Source organism: Bradyrhizobium sp. TM233 (assembly GCF_036247965.1).
In the GTDB taxonomy this organism is placed as follows: Bacteria; Pseudomonadota; Alphaproteobacteria; order Rhizobiales; family Xanthobacteraceae; genus Bradyrhizobium; species Bradyrhizobium ottawaense.
On record NZ_BTIG01000001.1, the window covers coordinates 346,295 to 366,553 of the forward strand.

General features: G+C 64.7%; 18 protein-coding genes. 9 read left to right on the top strand and 9 right to left on the bottom strand.

All coding sequences use genetic code 11. The features are described 5' to 3' along the window. Positions 1–80: 80 nt before the first annotated feature. Both AABA86_RS01670 and AABA86_RS01675 read right to left on the bottom strand, forming a co-directional pair. Positions 81–1,769 (bottom strand): mucoidy inhibitor MuiA family protein, encoded by a 1,689-nt coding sequence (locus tag AABA86_RS01670; protein ID WP_338305536.1) that lies wholly within the window; start codon positions 1,767–1,769, stop codon positions 81–83. A 169-nt stretch (positions 1,770–1,938) separates the two neighbouring features. After that, positions 1,939–2,559, bottom strand: coding sequence for a response regulator transcription factor (locus tag AABA86_RS01675; protein WP_212248766.1), 621 nt, complete (start codon positions 2,557–2,559; stop codon positions 1,939–1,941). Between the two features lie 205 nt (positions 2,560–2,764). On the opposite strand from AABA86_RS01675, the gene AABA86_RS01680 reads away from it, so the two are divergent. Continuing rightward, complete coding sequence (locus tag AABA86_RS01680; RefSeq protein ID WP_338305537.1) at positions 2,765–3,799, top strand: AraC family transcriptional regulator; 1,035 nt, start codon at positions 2,765–2,767, stop codon at positions 3,797–3,799. A gap of 2 nt (positions 3,800–3,801) precedes the next feature. Here AABA86_RS01680 and AABA86_RS01685 read toward each other — a convergent pair whose 3' ends face one another. Continuing rightward, positions 3,802–5,013 (bottom strand): NnrS family protein, encoded by a 1,212-nt coding sequence (locus tag AABA86_RS01685; RefSeq protein ID WP_338305539.1) that lies wholly within the window; start codon positions 5,011–5,013, stop codon positions 3,802–3,804. Positions 5,014–5,141: 128 nt separating this feature from the next. On the opposite strand from AABA86_RS01685, the gene AABA86_RS01690 reads away from it, so the two are divergent. After that, the gene (locus AABA86_RS01690; protein ID WP_212248763.1) at positions 5,142–5,852 is read left to right on the top strand and encodes a Crp/Fnr family transcriptional regulator; all 711 of its coding nucleotides are present in this window, start codon (positions 5,142–5,144) and stop codon (positions 5,850–5,852) included. Between the two features lie 128 nt (positions 5,853–5,980). On the opposite strand, the gene AABA86_RS01695 is transcribed toward AABA86_RS01690, so the two are convergent. Further along, positions 5,981–6,178: a DUF1858 domain-containing protein gene (locus AABA86_RS01695; protein ID WP_028140266.1), complete on the bottom strand. Its 198-nt coding sequence runs from the start codon at positions 6,176–6,178 to the stop codon at positions 5,981–5,983. Between the two features lie 185 nt (positions 6,179–6,363). Further along, positions 6,364–7,716: an oxygen-independent coproporphyrinogen III oxidase gene (gene hemN / locus AABA86_RS01700; protein WP_212248762.1), complete on the bottom strand. Its 1,353-nt coding sequence runs from the start codon at positions 7,714–7,716 to the stop codon at positions 6,364–6,366. Between the two features lie 203 nt (positions 7,717–7,919). On the opposite strand from hemN, the gene AABA86_RS01705 reads away from it, so the two are divergent. From AABA86_RS01705 to AABA86_RS01720, 4 genes are all read left to right on the top strand, one after another. Then, positions 7,920–8,120: a hypothetical protein gene (locus AABA86_RS01705; RefSeq protein ID WP_338305540.1), complete on the top strand. Its 201-nt coding sequence runs from the start codon at positions 7,920–7,922 to the stop codon at positions 8,118–8,120. Between the two features lie 24 nt (positions 8,121–8,144). Continuing rightward, the gene (locus AABA86_RS01710) at positions 8,145–9,017 is read left to right on the top strand and encodes a copper chaperone PCu(A)C (protein ID WP_338305542.1); all 873 of its coding nucleotides are present in this window, start codon (positions 8,145–8,147) and stop codon (positions 9,015–9,017) included. Positions 9,018–9,140: 123 nt separating this feature from the next. Continuing rightward, positions 9,141–10,238: a copper-containing nitrite reductase gene (gene nirK, locus AABA86_RS01715; RefSeq protein WP_212248760.1), complete on the top strand. Its 1,098-nt coding sequence runs from the start codon at positions 9,141–9,143 to the stop codon at positions 10,236–10,238. 52 nt (positions 10,239–10,290) lie between these two features. Next, a complete protein-coding gene (locus AABA86_RS01720) occupies positions 10,291–11,169 on the top strand; it encodes an SUMF1/EgtB/PvdO family nonheme iron enzyme (protein ID WP_338305543.1) in 879 nt (292 codons plus the stop codon). A gap of 143 nt (positions 11,170–11,312) precedes the next feature. On the opposite strand, the gene AABA86_RS01725 is transcribed toward AABA86_RS01720, so the two are convergent. Then, positions 11,313–11,963 carry a 3-oxoacid CoA-transferase subunit B gene (locus AABA86_RS01725; RefSeq protein WP_338305544.1) on the bottom strand — a complete coding sequence of 217 codons (651 nt, stop codon included), beginning with the start codon at positions 11,961–11,963 and terminating at the stop codon, positions 11,313–11,315. A gap of 18 nt (positions 11,964–11,981) precedes the next feature. After that, on the bottom strand, positions 11,982–12,689 hold the full coding sequence (locus AABA86_RS01730) for a CoA transferase subunit A (RefSeq protein WP_011089830.1): 708 nt from the start codon (positions 12,687–12,689) through the stop codon (positions 11,982–11,984). Between the two features lie 272 nt (positions 12,690–12,961). On the opposite strand from AABA86_RS01730, the gene AABA86_RS01735 reads away from it, so the two are divergent. After that, positions 12,962–14,902, top strand: coding sequence for an AsmA family protein (locus AABA86_RS01735; protein ID WP_161966528.1), 1,941 nt, complete (start codon positions 12,962–12,964; stop codon positions 14,900–14,902). Positions 14,903–15,017: 115 nt separating this feature from the next. Here AABA86_RS01735 and dctA read toward each other — a convergent pair whose 3' ends face one another. Both dctA and AABA86_RS01745 read right to left on the bottom strand, forming a co-directional pair. Next, on the bottom strand, positions 15,018–16,403 hold the full coding sequence (gene dctA, locus AABA86_RS01740; RefSeq protein ID WP_338305545.1) for a C4-dicarboxylate transporter DctA: 1,386 nt from the start codon (positions 16,401–16,403) through the stop codon (positions 15,018–15,020). Between the two features lie 68 nt (positions 16,404–16,471). Then, positions 16,472–17,545 carry a 4-oxalomesaconate tautomerase gene (locus AABA86_RS01745; protein WP_338305546.1) on the bottom strand — a complete coding sequence of 358 codons (1,074 nt, stop codon included), beginning with the start codon at positions 17,543–17,545 and terminating at the stop codon, positions 16,472–16,474. A gap of 118 nt (positions 17,546–17,663) precedes the next feature. Here AABA86_RS01745 and AABA86_RS01750 point away from each other — a divergent pair, with 118 nt between their 5' ends. Continuing rightward, positions 17,664–18,644, top strand: coding sequence for a LysR family transcriptional regulator (locus AABA86_RS01750; protein WP_091956465.1), 981 nt, complete (start codon positions 17,664–17,666; stop codon positions 18,642–18,644). A 229-nt stretch (positions 18,645–18,873) separates the two neighbouring features. Then, positions 18,874–20,259, top strand: a complete 1,386-nt coding sequence (locus tag AABA86_RS01755) for an ABC transporter substrate-binding protein (protein ID WP_028140276.1) — start codon at positions 18,874–18,876, stop codon at positions 20,257–20,259.

Genomic DNA, 20,259 nt, shown 5'->3' on the forward strand with positions numbered 1-20,259 from the left:
CCAATCCTGTTTCTGCAAAGACGGTGCGCTCCCTCCCCCGCTTGCGGGAGAGGGAGCGAATCTCGCTCGGGGCGGACAACCTACCCCGCCGGGACTATCACCATGCTCTTGTCCTTCGGCCAGCGGATGCGCCAGGCGAAGTTGATATCCTTGACCTCGCCGGGCTTGGCGTCGAACGACCATTCCAGCACGCCGCGGCGGTCACGGATGTTGCTGGCGGTCGGCGGCGTGGTCGCGGGCAGCATCTCGACGACGATGTCCTCGCTCTCGCTGACCGGCAACTGATCCTCGATCGCGACCTTGATCGGGAAATCATGACCGTTGCGGATGGTGGTCTTGAACGTGCGCTCGTCGGTCTTGGACGTCGTGACCAGGAGACCGGCCGAGCCCTCGTTGCGCTTGAGCACGGCGCGCTCGATTCTGACCTTGTCGTCGGCGCCGAAGCCGAGCCGCACGATGTCGTCCTTGGCGGAAGCGGAGAGCTTGCCGCGGCCGACGAAGACGCCGTCGCGGTAGATCGCGACCTTGCCGGGCAGCAGAGCCGAGTCATCGGTCTGCTTGAAGCTGGCTTCGAGGAAGGCGGTGGTATCCATCACCGGCGCGGCGCGCACCGCGAGATCGGCAGGCACGGTCATCGACGCAATCCGAAGGCTCTTGGCGCCCTCGGCGGCGCCGAGGCTGACACGGCCGGGGATTTTGAAGGTGGCCTGGAAGTCGCCGATCTCGGCGACAGCCTGCTGCTCTTCGGCGCGCTCGGCTATATTGAGGTCTGCCCTCGACCTCGCCGCGTACTCGCCGGTTTCCATCTTTCGCAGCATTGGTGCGGGAGCGGCGGGCCGCGCCAGATCGGAGACCGAGCCTGCTGCCAGCGGCCTCGGCACTTGTGGATATTGCGCGACCAGCGAATGCAGCTCCGGCGCGCTGCCGCCGCGGCTGATGCGCGTCGTGGAGACGCCGAGCGTCACGTTCGGCCAGTCCTCGCCAGTCGATTGCGTGATCTCGGCGCGGCGGACCAGCTCGAGCTGCGGCTTGCGGTCCTTGGCGCCGGTGTCGAGCCGGGCGTCATAGAGCGGCATCCAGCGCGCATTGCGCACGGCATACGTCACGCGCAACGTCGCCTTCGTCGCGGCAGTCGCGGCAACATCCATGCGAACCTCGAGCTTGCTCGGCGGCTTGGCCTTGCGCTCGACCTCGAGTTGGGCGATCTGCCGGTCGATCTCGCGCGTCTTGCGCGTGGCGTCACGGACGGCGGTATCGGCGCTCGCAATTTCTTCGCCGACCGCAGCAAAGGCCGCGCGCCATTCGGCGATCGGCCGCGCCTCGCCCTTGTCGCCGATCCCCGCGGGGGAGGTTTCCGCAAAGTGCTCCGCAAACTTGCGCCGCGCATTCGCCGAGTCGATCGCGCCTTGCAGATCGGCGCGCTGATCGTTCAAGGCCTCGATGCGCTTTTCCAGCTCGGGCAGATTGACCGGCGCGGCGCGCGGCGACCGCGCATCGATCGTGCCGATGGTGAGCTTTGCGCCGCTCTCACCCTCGACGCGGATGGAGGAGGCATCGAGACCAAGCGGGAAGTCCTTGGCAACCAGCGTCGAATCCCCGGACGGCAGGTCGACCGTGATGATGCGGGTGACGGTGGCGCCATCGGGGTAAACCGTGACCGTATCGATCGCCGATGTGGCGTCCAGATCGGCGGCCCATGATGGCGACGCCGCCGCCATGGTGACCAGAACCAGGCTCGTCGTTGCCAAATATCTTGCGGTGATGCGCATGAAGTCCCTCCTGCCGTATCGCCGCGCCGCCAGCCGGACGCGCGCGATCAAATGCCTCGCCAACATGGTTGGACGCGGCAGGGAAGGAACTGGTTCGATTGGGGTTTCCGTGGGGCGCCGCGGCGGCGGCACCAAGGCCGCGGAACGTATGGCAGCCCCGCGGCAGGTCTCAGGCCTGGGTCGGCGACCCCTGCCCGAAGATGCGGCGGAGCAGGTCGGTCACGTTCTTGGCCCCGGCTTTCTTCAGGATGCCGGCGCGATAGCCCTCGACGGTCCGTGCGCTCAGATGCATGCGCCGGGCGATCTCCTTGTTGGTGAGGCCGGCGGCGAGGTGCTCGAGCACGTCGCCTTCACGCGCGGTCAAGGGCTCGCAGCCGGGCAGCCAGCGCTGCCGGTTCGTGCCGGGCTGCGCGAATTCGTCGATGGCGGCATCGATCCGGCCGATGATATCGTGGGTGCGGAACGGCTTTTCGATGAAGTCAGCCGCGCCGCTCTTGATGGCGTCGACCGCCATCGCGATGCTGCCATTCGCCGAGGTCACCAGCACCGGCGCCATGCAGTTTTCCTCGCGCAGCCGCCTCAGCATATCGAGGCCGGAGCGATCGGGCGGCAGCTCCATCAGCACGCAGGCCGGCATCCGCGCCTTCGCTTCGGACAGAAGTGAGGCACCGTCAGCGAAGCAGATCACGTCATAGGCGCTCTGTTGGAGCGCGGTCGAAAGTTGTTCGCGGGAGGCAGCGTCGGTGTCGATGACGAATACCTCGCCCTTGGAAAGCATGTTCCCCGGCATAATTCCGATCCAGCAATGTCTTGGTCAAATGGTCCGAGACGGAAAGCGGGCCGCATCGCCCTGCCGCGCCGTCGTGAGCATGGCATTCACGCCAATGCTTCGGTTTCCCCTATGTATGTTCCGGCCGGTTCCTGGATTTGACGGATCGAGACAGAAACTTTACATTTCGGGACATCTGCGGGAATGGCTGGCAGGAACGGTTCGCATGACCGACCTCGTTCGCAGCGCAGGCTTGAGCTATTACCCGGAAATCGCCCGGTCGGTCGGGCTCGATCCCAAACAGATGATGCGCAAGGCCAGGCTGCCGCTGGCCTGCCTCGACAAGCCCGACACACCCATCGCCGTCGCCGGCCTGCGCCGTCTGCTCGAATTGTCGGCAGCGGCGTCCGGCGCCGAAGATTTCGGCTTGCGCCTCGCCGAGCGCGGCGGCCTGACCAATTTCGGTGCGGTCGGCCTGATCGTGCGCGAACAGGCAACCGTCGGCGAGGCGATCGAAGCATTCTCGCGCTTCATCCACATCCATCATGACGGCATGCGGCTGGACGTTGCGCGCGACAGGCAGATCGTGACGGTCACGCTGCACCTGCGCGGCCGGCAGCCGAGCGCGCCGCGCCAGGCGATCGACATGGCGCTCGGCAGCATCCACCGCATCATCCAATCGCTGTACGGCCATGACTGGCGGCCGCAGGAGGTCCACCTGCATTACCCACCGCCGCGCGACCGCAAGCGCTACCGAGAATTCTACGGCTGCCGCGTGACCTTCAACGCCGATGACGATGCGATCCTGCTGTCGGCGCGCGACATGGAGCGCCGGATTCCGAGCGCGCATCCGCTGATCGCGACTTATCTGCGCAAGCGGATCGAGGCGATCGAGACCCGGCCGGCGAGTTGGGAAGGGAAGGTCGACGAGGTCGTGCGGACCCTGCTCGCCGGCGGCGACTGCACGGTCGAGCGCGTCGCCGAGCATCTTGCCTGCACCCGCCGTACCATCCACCGGCATCTGGCCGAAGCCGGCACCAGCTTCTCGGCCATCCTGGATGCGCAACGCGCCGATCTCGTGATCCAGTTGATCGAGGACCTCGACCGGCCGCTGGCTGACATCGCTACCCAGCTCGGCTTCTCCGCGCAGAGCGCCATGGCGCGCTGGTTCCGCGGCCGGTTCGGCTGCACCGTCACCGACTGGCGCAAGGGCGTGCGGCCTCCGGCACCGCCCGATGCGCCCTCGGCGACCGCAGCTTGAGTTCAGCGCGCCGGAGCGGGCACGCCCATCGTGGCAAGGGCACGCCGCCGGCTGCCGGCGAGCAGCGGGCCGAACGCGATGGCAAATCCGAGGAACGCGACCAGCCAGCCGCAGGCGGCGATGTGCAACAACACATCGCTGTGCGCGGGCAACACCACGGCGGCGACCCGCGCCAAGGCCGCGATGATGATTGCAGCGTAGATTCCCTGGGTCGCCGGCGAAGCCGTCAATGCCTGTCCGGTATGGCCGAGGCTCGCGCGGGTCATCACCGCCAGCGTCATGGTTCCCGCCGCACCCGTCATCCAGGCGTGGATGCCGGCGCTCGGCGGCAGCACACCGAGAACCGCCAGTGCGTGCAGGATGAAGCCGAGCGGCACGAAGACGTAGCCAATATGCAGGATCACCAGCAGTCGCTCGCGAAAAGTGCGATCGCCGGCCCAGCGCGCAAGCCGCACCAGATGCAGTCCGCCGACCAGCGCCATCAGGACACCGGTGACGGCATTCAGCGGCGCCACGATCCAGAAGATGAGCGCGAGCGCGCTGCATCCGATCACTGCGCCGTCGAAGCGTCCGAACGGCACCGGCAGACGGCCGGGATTGAACTTGACCAGCCAGTTGCGGGTGAAGCTCGGAATGATGCGGCCTCCGATCAGCGAGATCAGCAGGATGACCACACCGATGCCGACGCGGATGCTGACATCGGCCGCGCCCTGGTAATGCGCCTCGAGGTGAAAAGCGACATTGCCGGCGAGCAGAACGGACACCAGCGCCACCACGGGCAGGTTGCGCCAGTTGCCGCCTGCGATGATCTCGCGCGCGGCGGCGGCGACGACCAGCGCCAGGAAGGCGGCATCGACGAGAAGCGCGAACGCCCAGCCGGTATCGGCCGACAACGTCACCGCGATACGTCCGGCAAGCCAGACCATCACTAACGCCCCCAGCGAGGTGCCCTGGATCGGCAGCCGCCCTGTCCAGTTCGGGATGGCCGTGAACAGGAACCCGGTGACCACCGCCGGCAGGAAGCCGTAGAGCATCTCGTGGACGTGCCAGTCGCGCGGCACGAACGCGGAACTCACCGACAATTCGCCGTAGAACATCGGCAGCCAGGCCAGGATCGATAGCCCCGCCTGGATCGCGGCGAGCAGGAAAAAGGGCCGAAAACTGTTCGCAAACAGCGGCCAGCCCTCAAAGTTGCGGGATCGGGCGCCAGCCATGGGGTCAACTCCAATAAAATCAGCCGTTGTCTGGAAAAATACTGCCACCCGGCCGTCCCGTTTTGCGCTATCGCAAACTGCGAGACGATTGCAGGTGCCATCACACTCCCGAGCGCCAAGGAGGCAGAATGGCCAAGGTCGACACATCGCTGGTTGCGCATTTGCCGCTGTTTGCCGGGGTCACGCCGGAAGCTCTGGACGAGATCCTGCGGGAGGCCCGGTCGGCGCGCTATCCCAAGAACAGTGCCATCTTCGAACAGGGCGCGGACGCACAGTCCTTCTTCCTGCTGCTGCACGGCCATGTCCGCGCCGCCAAGACCACGCCGACCGGCGAGCAGATCGTGGTCCGCTACGTCGCGCCCGGCGAAACGTTCGGGCTCGCCATGGCGATCGGAGCCGTGCAGTATCCGGCGACCGCGATCGCGGTCGATGACAGCGTGGTGCTGATCTGGCCAACCTCGGCCTGGCCGCGGCTGGTCGAGCGATTTCCTTCGCTGGCCGCTAACACGCTCCAGACCGTCGGCACGCGCCTCCAGGAGAGCCACACCCGCATCCTGGAAATGTCGACCCAGCAGGTCGAGCAGCGCGTCGCGCATGCGCTGCTGCGCCTCGCCAAGCAATCCGGCAAGAAGCTCGACCACGGCATCGAGATCGACTTCCCGATCAGCCGCCAGGACATCGCCCAGATGACCGGCACCACGCTGCACACTGTCAGCCGCATCCTGAGCGGCTGGGAGAGCCAAGGGCTCGTCGAGAGTGGCCGTCAGCGCATCATCCTGCGCGATCCGCACAGGATCGTCGTATTGGCGGAGCGCAGCGCCGACAGCGGCGCGGCGTGACAGCCGCGCGAAGGCGTCTCCGCCCAATACGAATGGAGAAGAGATAGGGGTGAGGGGCGCTTCCGCTTACGGCGAAAACCGTCCCTCACCCGGGAATCCGCGCGCGCCCGCGCGAATTCCAGACCGCTTCACGCCGGCACGCAATCGCACAACGCGGCGAGGAATTTTTCGCGGTCGATGCCATGCTCGCGGCAGGCATCATCCACCGTGTGGAAGGTTGCGATCGGGCAACCGACACAAGCCATCCTGAAGGCCAGGAACACGCGGATCGTGTGCGGCGCCGTGCGCATGATGTCATCGACCAGATCGTCGGATCCGAAAGACATGGGCAACTCCGTTCCGAAACGACGATAGCAGAACGGACCGGAGGCTCCTTGTCGAAGCGCAAGCAATGTCGTCATTTCCGGAGCGTGCGGAGCACGAGCCGGAATTCATCGCGCAGCAAATCAGATGTTGAAATGGATTTCGCGCTCGCGCCAGGAGGCGCGAGCCGGAATGACGGAGAGAGGAACTACACAGCCCGGCTGTGCAGCTGCTTCGCCGGATTGAGATGCGCGTCAAACGCGGCCGCGACGCTGCGGACCAGGAAGCGCGAGTCCTTTGCGACTGCGAGGCGGTTGCCGTCCAGCCTCACGACGCCGTCGGAGATCAGCGGCTTCAGTCGCGATGCCGAGTTCAGCATCGCCCCCGCCTCTGCGCCATGGCGCGCGCAGATGTCGCCGAGATCGGCGCTGAACTCGCACATGATGCGTTCGATGATGTCCGCGCGCAGCCGGTCGTCGTCGGTGAGCCCATAGCCCTTGGCGGTGGCGAGACGGCCGGCGGCGATGCTTTGCGCATAGGCGCCGATCTGCACCTCGTTCTGGACGTAACCCTGCGGCAAATGCCCGATCGCGCTCGCGCCGAAACCGAGCAGCACTTCGCCCTTGTCAGTGGTGTAGCCCTGAAAATTGCGCCGCAGCGTCCGTTCCTCGAACGCCACGGCCATGGAATCGCCTGGTCGCGCGAAATGATCGAGCCCGATCTGCACGTAACCGGCCTCCTTCAATGCATTCGCGATCGCGCAGGCCTGGTCGTGGCGCGCGAGGCCGTCCGGCAACACAGCCTCGTTGATCATCTGCTGGTGCTTCTTGAAGCTCGGCACATGAGCATAGCCGAACACAGAGAAGCGGTCGGGCGCGAGCGTGAGGCTGCGCCGGACTGTATCCAGACACGACGCGACGGTCTGGTGCGGCAGCCCGTAGATCAGGTCGAAATTGAGTCCCTCGATGCCCGCGCCCCGGAGCATGTCGACCACGGAAGCCGTCTGCTCGAAGCTCTGCACGCGGTTGATCGCCCGCTGCACCACGGGATCGAAGCTCTGCACGCCAAGGCTCCCGCGGTTGACGCCGGAGAGCCGCATGGCCTCGACCATGTCGGCGGTCAACGTGCGGGGATCGATCTCGACCGCGATCTCGGCCGAGGGCAGCACGAAGAACTTCTGGCGCATCGTCGCCATCAACTCGGCGAAGGCTTCCGGCTGCATGATCGTCGGCGTGCCGCCGCCGAAATGGATGTGCTCCACCTTGATGCGACGGCCGATGGTTTCGGCGACCTGCGCGATTTCGTTGCGCAGCGTCCGCTGATAGCCGGCGATGAGCTCGTCGCGGCGGACGATCTGGGTATGGCAGCCGCAATACCAGCACATCTCGCGGCAGAACGGCACGTGAAGATAGAGGGACGCGCTGGCGCCCGCCGGCAGCTCCGCCAGCCATCTGGCGTAGGCGCCTTCTCCGATCGCCGTCGAGAAATGCGGTGCGGTCGGATAGCTCGTGTAGCGTGGCAATCGTTCTTCGCCGTAGCTCGCCGCAAGATCAGCTCTCATGTCTTACCCATTCGTAAATTTCCGCCGTGTGCAGACCTCACGGCAAATCCCGGAATACACTCCACTACCTCGGATCCGAGGAGGCGACCTTGCGCTCGCGCAAAGTCGGCCGGGGTGCCCCGGACATTGCGCTCGCGCAAAGCACAGCGGCCGGTTCCAGACCATGATCATGGCAATTCGCACGCCATCCGGAGCGTTTGCCCATGAGGCTTCTTGCACTCGAACTGTTTCTCTCCTTGCTCGACGTCCGCGGCCATATCCCGCGTTTCGACGACTTCCGGCCGACCCCGGTCGCACCGGCCCCGGCCGGCACCGTGGGCGCTCTGGCCGCAGCCATCGGTGTCTTCGCCGTGCTGTCGCTGGTGATCTGGGCAGCGGTCTGGCTTGCCACACATCTCTTCTAATCTCGTCCTCTCCGGGGCCCGATCATGATCTCATCCAAGCGCGCCGTCGCCGGCGCGGTCATCCTGACATGCCTCGTCGGGGCGCCCGCCTTCGCAGCCGACACGACCAGCGGCGATCTCGTCATCACCAGGGCCTGGAGCCGGGCGACGCCCGGCGGAGCCAAGGTCGCCGGCGGCTATCTGACGATCGAGAACAGGGGCCACACGGCGGAGCGGCTGCAGGCCGCATCGGCCGCCCATGCGCTTCGAACCGAGATCCACGAGATGGCCGTCAACGACGGTGTCATGACCATGCGCCCGCTCGACAAGGGGCTTGTCATCGCACCCGGGCAAATCGTGACGCTTGCGCCCGGCGGCGGACATCTGATGTTCATCGGTCTCGATGTGCCGCTCCATGCCGGCGACCAGATGCCCGTGATGTTGTCGTTCGAGCACGCCGGCGCGGTGAAAGTGACGCTGGACGTGCAGGCCATCGGCGCACAGGCTCCCGAAAGCACGAAGACAACGGCGGCCGCAGAGCCTGCGCATCGCGCGGAGCAGGTGGCGGTCCCTGCCGCCGCGACATCCGACGCGGACGAGAGCTTCTTCACGCATCTCCATGCTGAGAAGGCCATGGCCAACGTCACAGTCTCGCCGGGGCGCGCCGGTCCAGTCGAGATTGCGATCCAGCTCGAGGATGCGAACGAACTGCCGCTGAGTGCAGACGCCGTTGAGGTCACGCTCGGCAATCCCGAGCATGGCGTGGCGCCGATCACCGCAAGCGCCGAACGCGTCGGCAACGATCAGTGGCGAGTCAGAATGTCGGCGCCGCTGTCCGGCCGCTGGTCGCTCGGCCTCGACATCCGCATCACGCCGTCGGATGCGGTTAACGTGGTGTCACCGATCCTGCTCCGTTGAGACACCTAAGTACTGTTGCGGAGCCGAATCCGGCAAAACCTTGTCGCAGCGCAAACACTCTTGCCGCGATCAGCGCACACTGCATCCGTCATCAAAAACCTTTCCAGATGAAGGATGCTTCCGATGTTCACCCGCAGAGCCGCATTGATCAGCGCCGCCGCGACCGCGCTGATGCTGGCGACCCCCGCCTTCGCGGCCGATGATCTCAAACTGCCGCGTCAAAAGGTCGAGCTGGTCGCTCCGCCCTTCGTGCATGCGCACGAGCAGGCGACCAAGCAAGGCCCCAAGATCATCGAGTTCAAGCTCACGATCGAGGAGAAGAAGGTCGTCATCGACGAGAAGGGCACCACGTTCCAGGCGATGACCTTCAACGGTTCGATGCCCGGCCCGCTGATGGTCGTGCATGAAGGCGACTACGTCGAAACGACGCTGGTCAATCCCGCGACCAACACCATGCCGCACAACATCGACTTCCATTCCGCGACCGGCGCACTCGGCGGCGGCGCGCTCACCCTGGTCAATCCCGGCGAGCAGGTCGTGCTGCGCTGGAAGGCAACCAAGACCGGCGTGTTCGTCTACCACTGCGCCCCGGGCGGCCCGATGATCCCCTGGCACGTCGTCTCCGGCATGAACGGCGCCGTGATGGTGCTGCCGCGCGACGGGCTGAACGACGGCAAGGGCCACGCGCTGAAGTACGACAAGGTCTACTATGTCGGCGAGCAGGACATGTATGTGCCGCGTGACGAGAAGGGCAATTTCAAGTCCTACGACTCGCCGGGCGAAGCCTTCACCGACACTGAAGAGGTGATGAAGAAGCTGATCCCCTCTCACGTCGTGTTCAACGGCAAGGTCGGCGCGCTCACCGGCAAGAACGCACTGACCGCCAAGGTCGGCGAGAACGTGCTGATCGTGCATTCGCAGGCCAATCGCGACAGCCGTCCGCATCTGATCGGAGGCCATGGCGACTATGTCTGGGAGACCGGCAAGTTCGGCAATGCACCCGAAGTCGGGCTCGAGACCTGGTTCATCCGCGGCGGCTCGGCGGGAGCTGCGCTGTACAAGTTCATGCAGCCCGGCATCTATGCCTACGTCACGCACAATCTGATCGAGGCCGCAGACCTCGGCGCCACCGCGCACTTCAAGGTCGAAGGCAAGTGGAACGACGATCTGATGATGCAGGTAAAGGCACCTGCCGAAATACCGGCGGCCAACACCAACTAGACGCGACAAGGGGCCGGTCATCACCGGCCCCTTCTTCCTTCGGGGAACGACCATGCTGATCGCATTCAAGCTCAAACTGGCCCTCGCCTGCGCCGCGGGGCTCGCAGGTCCGATCGCGATGGCGCCGCTGGTCTCGGACATGGCCGTGCACGGCTCGGCGTCGGAGCCTGCGATCGTCAGGGTCGCACCGGGCAGCCTGTCCTATCGCGAGGCCGGCGATTTCACACGCGGCGGGCAGCAGGCGGAAGCGCCACTCCGCGCGATGCGCGTCGACCGGCCGCTCCACATCATGCGAAATCAGGTCTCCTCATCTGACTATCAGCTTTGCGTGCAGGACGGCGCCTGCCGCGCGCTCGATCGCGATGTCGCGGTCGCCGCCGATCGCCCCGCGGTGCAGGTGAGCTGGCACGATGCCGAGGCTTATGCAGGCTGGCTGTCGCGCAAGACGGGTCACCATTACCGTCTGCCGAGCGATGCTGAATGGGCCTTTGCGGCCGGATCCAGATTCAGGGATGATGGTACAGCGGTCGATGCAGACGATCCTTCGAAGCGCTGGATCAGCCGCTATGAGCGCGAATCCGAACGCGACCTTTCCGACACCACGGCCTATCCGCTCGGCAAGTTCGGCCCGAACGAGCACGGCGTCGAAGACCTCGCCGGCAACGTCTGGGAATGGACCTCGACCTGCTTCGTGCGCTCGCGTGTCGACGCCGCCGGCAATGCCGGCCGGCCCACCGTGAACTGCGGCGTGCGTGTCGCCGAGGGCGCTCACCGCGCCTATGTCACCGATTTCATCCGCGACGCCCGTGCCGGCGGCTGCGCCCAGGGCGTGCCGCCCGCCAATCTCGGCTTCCGCCTGGTGCGCGAGGAGGCCTCCTGGGTCGCCAGCGTGTCGGCGCGGTGGAGCAAGGTGTGGGCGGTGAGGTCTTAGCCGGGCCTGACTCCCGAAATAGCAGAGTCTCGGCCGCGCCTCATACTCCGTCATTGCGATGTGGAAGTAGTGCGCGTCGGTACATTCAATGAAAATGGCCGGGACAAAGCCCGGCCATTTCCCATTGTTCGCGGATCGTTAACTCAGCTGTTCTTCAGCGCCACGCGGAATTCGGCTTCGGTCTTGGCCTTGACCTCGTCGAGCGAGACGCCGTCGGCGAGCTCGATCAGGGCCATGCCGCCGTCGCCGTGCTTGTCGATGGTGAAGACCGCCAGATCCGTGACGACCATGTCGACGGCGCGCTCGCCGGTCAGCGGAAGGTTGCACTTCTTGAGGAGCTTGGAGCCGTCCTTGGCCGAATGCTCCATCACCACGACGACGCGCTTGACGCCGGCGACGAGGTCCATCGCGCCGCCCATGCCCTTGACCATCTTGCCGGGGATCATCCAGTTGGCGAGATCGCCGTTCTGGGCGACCTGCATGGCACCGAGGATCGACAGGTCCATGTGGCCGCCGCGGATCATGCCGAAAGAATCCGCGCTCGAGAAATACGAGGTCGAGGGCAGCTCGCTCACCGTCTGCTTGCCGGCGTTGATCAGGTCCGCGTCCACCTCGTCTTCATAGGGGAACGGGCCCATGCCGAGCATGCCGTTCTCGCTTTGCAGGCTGACATCGACCCCGTCGGGGATGAAGTTCGAAACCAGCGTCGGGATGCCGATGCCGAGATTGACGTAGTAGCCGTCACGCAGTTCCTTCGCGGCGCGCGCGGCCATCTGTTCACGGGTCCAGGCCATGTGTGTCTCCTGATACGCTTAAGCGGCGGTACGCGGGCGGGTGTTGCGGAATTCGATGCGCTTCTTGGCCGTGCCGACCTCGACGATGCGCTTCACGAAGATGCCGGGCGTATGGATGTGGTCGGGATTGAGTTCACCGGCCGGAACCAGATGCTCGACCTCGGCCACCGTGATCTTGGCGGCGGTCGCCATCATCGGGTTAAAATTGCGCGCGGTCTTGCGGTAGATGAGGTTACCGGCGGTGTCGCCCTTCCAGGCATGCACGATGGCAAGGTCGGCGAACAGGCCGCGTTCCATCAGATACTTCTCGCCGTCGAACTCCTTCACTTCCTTGCCTTCGGCGATCAGCGTGCCGACGCCGGTCTTGGTGTAGAAGGCCGGAATGCCGGCGCCGCCGGCGCGGATACGCTCGGCGAGCGTGCCCTGCGGATTGAATTCGAGTTCCAGCTCGCCGGCGAGGAATTGCTGGGCGAACAGCTTGTTCTCGCCGACATAGGACGAGATCATCTTCTTGATCTGCCGGGTTTCCAAGAGGCGGCTGAGCCCGATGCCGTCGACGCCGGCATTGTTGGAGACCACCGTCAGGCCCTTGACGCCGGACTCGCGGATCGCGTCCGAGAGCTCCTCGGCGATGCCGCAGAGGCCGAAGCCTCCCGACATGATCATCATGTTGTCTTTCAAAATGCCGTCGAGAGCCGACTTGGCGTCGGGATAGACCTTGTTCATGCAAATAACCTTCGACTGAACCTTCGGCTTGGAGGCGTCGCGCCCTATTGGCGGCGATTATTAGGCGAAATCCTCCAAAGCCGTCAATGATACGGGGTTCTCCGCACCGCGCCCGGGTGATAGAAGCTGCCCACACCGTGGGCAGAACCGTCCGCGGCCTTGAAAGCGACAAGAAAAACCATCAAGTTGCGGGGGTTGGGCGTGGGCACGCAGGTTTCCCGACCCGCCCTTCTGGCTCCAACGACCAACCCGATCAGGACATGCCATTGACCATGGCCCAAGGAATGAAGCGCCTCGGGACGCCGATCGCGGCGCTGCTCGGTGTCGCGCTGATCGCCCTGATCGCGACCTCATGGCTCATCAACCGCGACGCGCTGCGCAGGGCGGTCGAAGCGCAGATCCGCGACGTCACCGGGCTCGAGCTCAGTGTCGCAGGCGCAATCGACATTTCCGTGCTGCCGGCAAGCTACATCTCCTTCCGTGACGTCGGCCTCAAGGGCGGCGGCACCAGCGATCCCGCGCTCCAGGTCGACGTGCTCACCGCCAATCTGCGGCTGCTGCCTTTGCTGCTGCAACGGTTCGAGATCTCCGACCTGACGCTGCTGCGGCCCCGCATCCATGTCAGCCTGAAGCCGGACGGCCAGAGCAACTGGACGCCCTTCATCCAGACCATCGCGCGCACCATGAAGCCCGGGGCCGAGAACCAGGTCTCGTTCTCCGAAATCCGGATCCAGGACGGCGTGCTCGACTACGAGGACGCCGCCACGCACGGCACCGAGAAGTTCGAGGACATCGACCTGTCGCTGGCCTGGCCTTCGATCTCGCGCTCCTTCGCCGCGACCGGACAGTTCGACTGGCGCGGCGAGCGTGTCGACGGCTCGATCAGCTTTTCCGATTTCGTCGCCGCCCTCTCCGGCGAGCGCTCGGGGTTGAAGGCGCGGATCGCCAGCGCGCCGCTCAAGCTCGCCTTCGACGGCAGCGTCGCCAACCGCACCAGCCCGATGATGGAGGGCACGCTGACGATCGACAGCCCCTCCTTGCGCAACGCGCTGCGCTGGACCGGGCAGCCACAGCCCGCCAGCGGCGGCTTCGGCCGCTTCGTGCTGAAGGCGCGCGCCAACGTCGTCGGCGCCTCGATCGCCCTCACCAACGTCAATGTCGAGCTCGACGGCAATGCCGCCGAGGGCGTCATGACCTACGCCAATAACGGCCGGCAGACGCTGCAGGCGACGCTTGCCGCCGACGCGCTCGACTTCACGCCTTATATCTCCACCTTCCGCCTGCTCGCGAGCGGCGCGCGGGACTGGAACAGGCAGCTGTTCGATCTCAACGGATTGTCGACGACCGACCTCGACATGCGCCTGTCGGCAGCAAAGCTCACGGTCGGTCCGACCAGGCTCGGCCGCACCGCGATCGGCGCCAATTTGCGCAACGGCACGCTGGCGCTCTCGGTCGGCGAGGCGCAGGTCTATGGCGGCATCGCCAAGGGCTCGTTCGGCATCGCGCGTTCCGACACCGTCGCCGACATCAAGGCGCAATTCCAGTTCACCGACGTCGATCTCCAGGCCTGCGCCACCGAACTGTTCGGCCTCAACAAGCTATCCGGCCGCGGCAACATCAACGTGTCGCTCTTCGCCTCGGGCTCGAGCCCGTTCGGCCTCGTGCAGTCGCTCGACGGTAGCGCCACCGTCACCGGTCATGACGGCGCGATCTCGGGCTTCAATGCCGAGCAGCTGCTGAAGCGCCTGGAGCGGCGGCCGCTGTCGGGCGGCGGCAATTTCCGCAATGGTTCGACGCCGTACAACAATCTCACCATCGCGGTGAAATTCTCCGATGGGGTCGCCACCGCCGAGGACATCCGTGTCGAAGGACCGGCGGCGAAGATCACGCTCACCGGCACCGCCTCGGTGCCGACGCGCGAATACGACATGAAGGGCGTGGCGAGCCTCAACAGCACGTCGGGCTTCGAATTGCCATTCGTGGTGCAGGGCCCCTGGGACGATCCCCTGATCTTCCCCGATCCGGAAAGCCTGATCCGCCGCTCGCCGGCCTCCGCGCCGCTGCTCGACATGCTCAAGGATCGCAAGGGGGGCGACGCCGTGCGCTCCGCGATCGAACGCATCACCGGCAGCGGAAAGCGTCCTCCACCGGCGGAATCGCCGACGGCGGAGAACGCCAAAGAGAACGCGAAGGAAAACGCCAAATCCAACTAGGCTGATCAACGCAGCCTTCGCGGATTTCGGTAGCCCGAGCTCAACAAGCTCGACATGCCAGCGACTTGCCAAATCCAAATCGAGCAGTGCGGCCGATTGCATCCCGGAGGTGGCGTTAAGCGGCCGATTGGGTCGTCGAAATCCAGGCCGTGTCCCCCTGCAGCACGGCTCCTCCACCGATCTGCGATCCGGCCGCGACCTTGAGAGCGCCGCTTCCTCCCAGTTCGCGAGCCAACACCTCGCGGTCACAGGCGTCCTCCCACAGCGAAACGGTAATGGCTGCGACGCAGTTGCTGATCATGCTGGTCAGCGCCCGCGCTTCCGACATGAAACGGTCGATGCCGACAAGCAGCGCCACGCCGGTCACGGGCAGATCCGGCATGACGGAGAGGGTCGCGACGAGCGCCACGAAGCCGCTGCCGGTGACGCCAGCCGCGCCTTTGGACGTCAGCAGCATCAGTCCGAGCATCGCCGCAATCTGCCCCCACGACAGGTGGATGTCGCAGGCCTGCGCGATGAAGATGGAGGCCAAGGTGAGATAGATGGCGCTGCCGTCCAGATTGAAGGAATAGCCCATGGGCAACACGAGGCCGGACACGCCTTTCCGGCATCCGAGCTGCTCCAGCTTGCGCAGCGCTCCCGGCAGCGCAGGTTCCGACGATGATGTGCCGAGCACGATCAGCAGCTCTTCCTTGAAGTAGCGAATGGTCTTCCACAGGCTGAAGCCGTTCAGCCGCGCCAGCGTGCCGAGCACGACGACCACGAAGACGGAGCAGGCGATATAGAATGTCAGGATCAGCAGTCCGAGCGAGCCAATCGATCGAATGCCGTAGCGGCCCACCGTGAACGCCATGGCGCCAAAGGCGCCGAGCGGAGCGAGCTTCATGACGAAGCCAAAGGACACGAACAGGACCTGAGAGAAGGAATCGACCGCCTTCGTAACCACCGCGCCCCCATCGCCGGCACGGCTCAGGCCAAAGGCGATCAGGATGGAGACCAGCAGGACCGGCAGCACTTCGCCGTCGGCAAACGCGCCAAAGAAGGAATGCGGGATGATGTGCAGCATGAAGTCCGCAAATCCGGTCGCACTCGCCTGCTTGGTGAATTTCGCGGCCACCGACGGATCCAGCGTGCTGACGGACACATGCATGCCGACGCCCGGCTGGATCAGCAACACGGCGACCAGCCCGGCCAGCAGTGCGAGCACGGTCAGCAGGTAGAACAGCGCCATGGATTTCACCAGCGTGCGGCCGACCTCGCGGGAATCGCTGATGCTGTTGATGCCGCTGACGATGGTGCAGAACACGATCGGCGCGATCATCATCTTGACCAGCTTCACGAAGCCGTCGCCGAAGGGCTTCAGCGCGGCACCGAACTCAGGCCAGAGATGGCCGGTGAGGACGCCCAACATGAGACCGATCAGCACCTGGACGTAGAGGATCCGGTAGAAGGGCTTTCGCGTCTCACTGTTCACGGGCCCGACCAGCGCTTGCTTCTGCATTCTCGTTTCTCCCATGGCTCTGATTTTTGAAGGCTCTGATTTTTGAAGGCTTTGAAAGCGGTCCGGCTTCAGGCTGCCAGGACTGAATGAGGGACGTGCGATCGACGGGCGAAGACATGGCCCTCGAGAATTCGCCGGGCTGTCCGCTGCACCCGGGCGACCGGGCCGGGCTCCAGCCGAACCACGAGCTGGCCGGAGGGATGGGCGAGCGTGATCGGCACCGGCGGCGCCAGCGATCCAACCATCTCTGCGGCGATCGTCCCGGGCGTCACACAGGCGGTCGCGATCGCGACGGCGCCGGTCACCGCCAGCGCGCTATGGCAGTCATGCGGCATGAAGTACCTGACGTTCAACGTCGCCTCGCTTGCGGGCGCGATCAGAACCGGTTTCGGAATCACCATTGACGCGGAATCCGGAAAACCCATCCGGCGTCCAGCCTCGATGCGCAAATGTTCGAGCCGCCCGCGGAAGGCGCCGTCGGCGAAGGCCGGAGGCGCCTCGCGGCCGGTCCATCCGAGATCTGCCGCGCGGACCAGCATGACGGGCATGGCTGCGTCGATGCAGGTCACGTCGATCCCTCCGATGCGATCGAGCGGACGTCCTGTCGGCAGCAGGCGACCGGTGCGTGCGCCGGCGGCGTTGGGGAACGACAGTTCGATGGGCGCGGCCGTTCCCGGTACCCCGTCGATCCGCGCTTCGCCCTCATAGGTCACCCGTCCTCCGGGAGTGGCGACCGTCGCATCGATCAGCTTGCCGGTGTTGACATTATGGATGCGCACATGGGTGCGATCTGCGGTAGCGGCGACCAGGCCAGCTTCGATTGCGAACGGCCCGACGGCGGCCAGCATGTTTCCGCAGTTCGGCGAGGTATCGACGATCCCTTCACGAACGCGCACCTGGGCAAACAGGTAGTCGACATCGGCGCCGGGCACCGTTGCCGGTCCGATGATCGCGACCTTGTTGATCACGGCATTGCCGCCGCCGATTCCATCGATTCCAAGATCGTGCCCACCTCCCATCACCGACAACAGGACCGCATCGCGCGAGCTGGGGTCGGCAGGAAGGTCGCGGGCCAGGAAAAACGGTCCGCGCGAGGTCCCACCGCGCATAACCACACAGGGAATGGCAATCTGATCGTTCATGATGTTCTTCCGTTCGGCGACATGTTCGCCTGAACCAGAGCATCCTCCCTCCGAACTCTTTTGTGAAATGCAAATATCTGAGGTATTATTTCGTCAATCGACATAATGGAGCCTTGCCATGAACGCCGAATTGCTCGACCTCAAGGCATTCATCACCGTCGCGGAGATGGGCAGCTTCGTCCGCACCGCGAAGGCGCTGAACCTGTCCCAGCCGGCGCTCAGCCGGCGCATTCAGAAGCTGGAGGAAAGTCTCGGAGCGCCGCTGCTCGAACGGTCCACGCGCCACGTCAATCTCACCATGACGGGCCGCGACTTCCTGCCGAAGGTCCGCCGTCTCATCGACGAGTTCGAGACCTCGGTGCTCGCCATCCATGATATCGGCGCGCGAAGTTCGGGCCTGGTCTCGGTAGCCGCGGTGCCGACAGCGGTGTTCTATTTTCTTCCGCGAGCGATCGGCCGGTTCGCCGAAGCGTATCCGCGCATCCGCATCCGCATTCTGGATATCGGCGCCAATGAGGGGCTGGAAGCGGTGGCGCGCGGAGAAGTCGACTTCGGCATTAATTTCATCGGCGCTTCGCATGCCGAAATCGAATTCGAGAAATTGGTTGAGGACCCTTTCGTCCTGGCCTGCCGTCATGACCATCCGCTGGCATCGCGCAAGCAGGTGAGTTGGTCGGAGATCGTGTCGCACCGGGTCATCACCGTCGGTCGCAACAGCGGCAATCGCGCGTTGATCGACAATGCGCTGGCGCGGCAGGGCCTGCAGCTGAACTGGTCCTATGAAGTCGCCCACCTCTCCGGCTCGCTTGGCCTGGTCGAAGAGGGATTAGGCATCGCCGTGCTGCCAAGGCTCGCGACACCCGCCGCCGGTCATCCGATCATTCACACCGTCCGGCTGATCGAGCCGGAAGTGTCGCGGACGATCGGAATTGTGCGCAGGCGCGGGGCGACGCTATCGCCGCATGCCAGCCAGTTTTTGAAGATGCTCCTCGAGGCATGGCGCTCTCCTTCTCGAGCCAGCGGGCATGGCAAGCCGCGGCCCCGATCCGCTGAGGCAAGTTCGAACACGATATCGACGGGTCTAAAGCGGAAACGCTGACGGCTCGCCCGAGCGGGACGAGACCGTTCCCCAAACTGGAGTTCCTCGGAAGGCGCGAATTGATCAGGGCGAATTGATGCGGCGATTGGATCGATGCACGCGTTAAGGATCTCCGCAAGGCCCATCCCCGCGACCTATGTCTGACAACATGCCGCTAGATCGGCTTATCGCCATGCGCTAGTGTTTTATACGACCGGTTAAAAACACCGGCCGTTTGAGGGAGAAAAACGTGAAATCCAAGGTTATTGGCGCAGTATCACTGGCGGTCGCTGCGGCCGGGCTGTTTGCAGCCGCTGCACCCGCATTTGCGCAGCAGAAGACGATCACGGTCTGGTGGGGCAAGGGCTTCTATCGCTCCGAGGACGACGCACTGATCGAGACGATCAAGAAGTTCGAAGCCAAGACCGGCATCAAGGTCGAATTGTCGCAATACGCGATCCAGGACATGATTCCGAAGACGGTCGCCGCTCTCGATGCCGGCACCGTGCCCGATGTCGCCTATTCCGACTCTTATGACGTGCAGGCGCAGGGCAAGTGGGCCTATGAAGGCAAGCTCGAGGATCTCTCCGACGTGATGGAGCCGATCAAGGGCCGGTTCGTGCAGAACACGCTGGATGCGTCGATCCTCTACAACGACGTCACCAAGAAGAAGGCCTATTACGGCTTCCCGCTGAAGCAGCAGAGCATGCACGTCCAGATCTGGAACGACATGCTGGAGAAGTCCGGCTTCAAGCTCGCCGACATCCCGAACGACTGGACGGGCTACTGGACGTTCTGGTGCGACAAGGTGCAGCCGGGGATCCGCAAGGCCACCGGCCAGCGCATCTATGCCGTCGGCCAGCCGATGGGCGTGGAATCCACCGACGCCTTCCAGTCGTTCTACACCTTCATGGACGCCTACCACGTCAAGCTGGTCGACGACGACGGCAAGCTCACGGTCGACGATCCCACGGTTCGCGAGAACCTGATCAAGGCGATGAAGGATTACACCGACACCTACATCAAGGGTTGCACGCCGCCGTCCTCCACGACCTGGAAGGATCCCGACAACAACGTCGCCTTCCACAACAAGACCATCGTGATGACCCACAATTTCACGATCTCGATCGCTGCGAAATGGTTCGAGGACTCCCAGAACCAGGCACTCACGCCCGAACAGCGCGAAGCCGGCAAGAAGGCCTACGAGCAGGACATCGTGACCGCGTCCTTCCCGAAGGCGCCGGATGGTTCGACCATCCGCTACCGCTCCGACGTCAAGACCGGGCTGGTCTTCACCGCGGCCAAGAACAAGGCCGAGGCCAAGCAGTTCATCAGCTTCCTGCTCCAGGAAGAGAACGTCCGTCCCTACATCGAGGGCGCGCTCGGCCGCTGGTTCCCGGTGACGAAGGAAAGCCAGGAAAGCCCGTTCTGGCAGGCTGACAAGCACCGCAAGGCCGTCTACACGCAGTTCAAGGGCGGCACCGCGGCGTTCGACTTCACCAAGAACTGGAAGTTCACGATCCTCAACAACGAGAACGTGTGGGCGAAGGCGATGAATCGCGTCGTCAGCGAGAAGGTTCCGGTCGACAAGGCCGTCGACGAACTGATCGCCCGCATCAAGCAGGTCGCGGGCTAA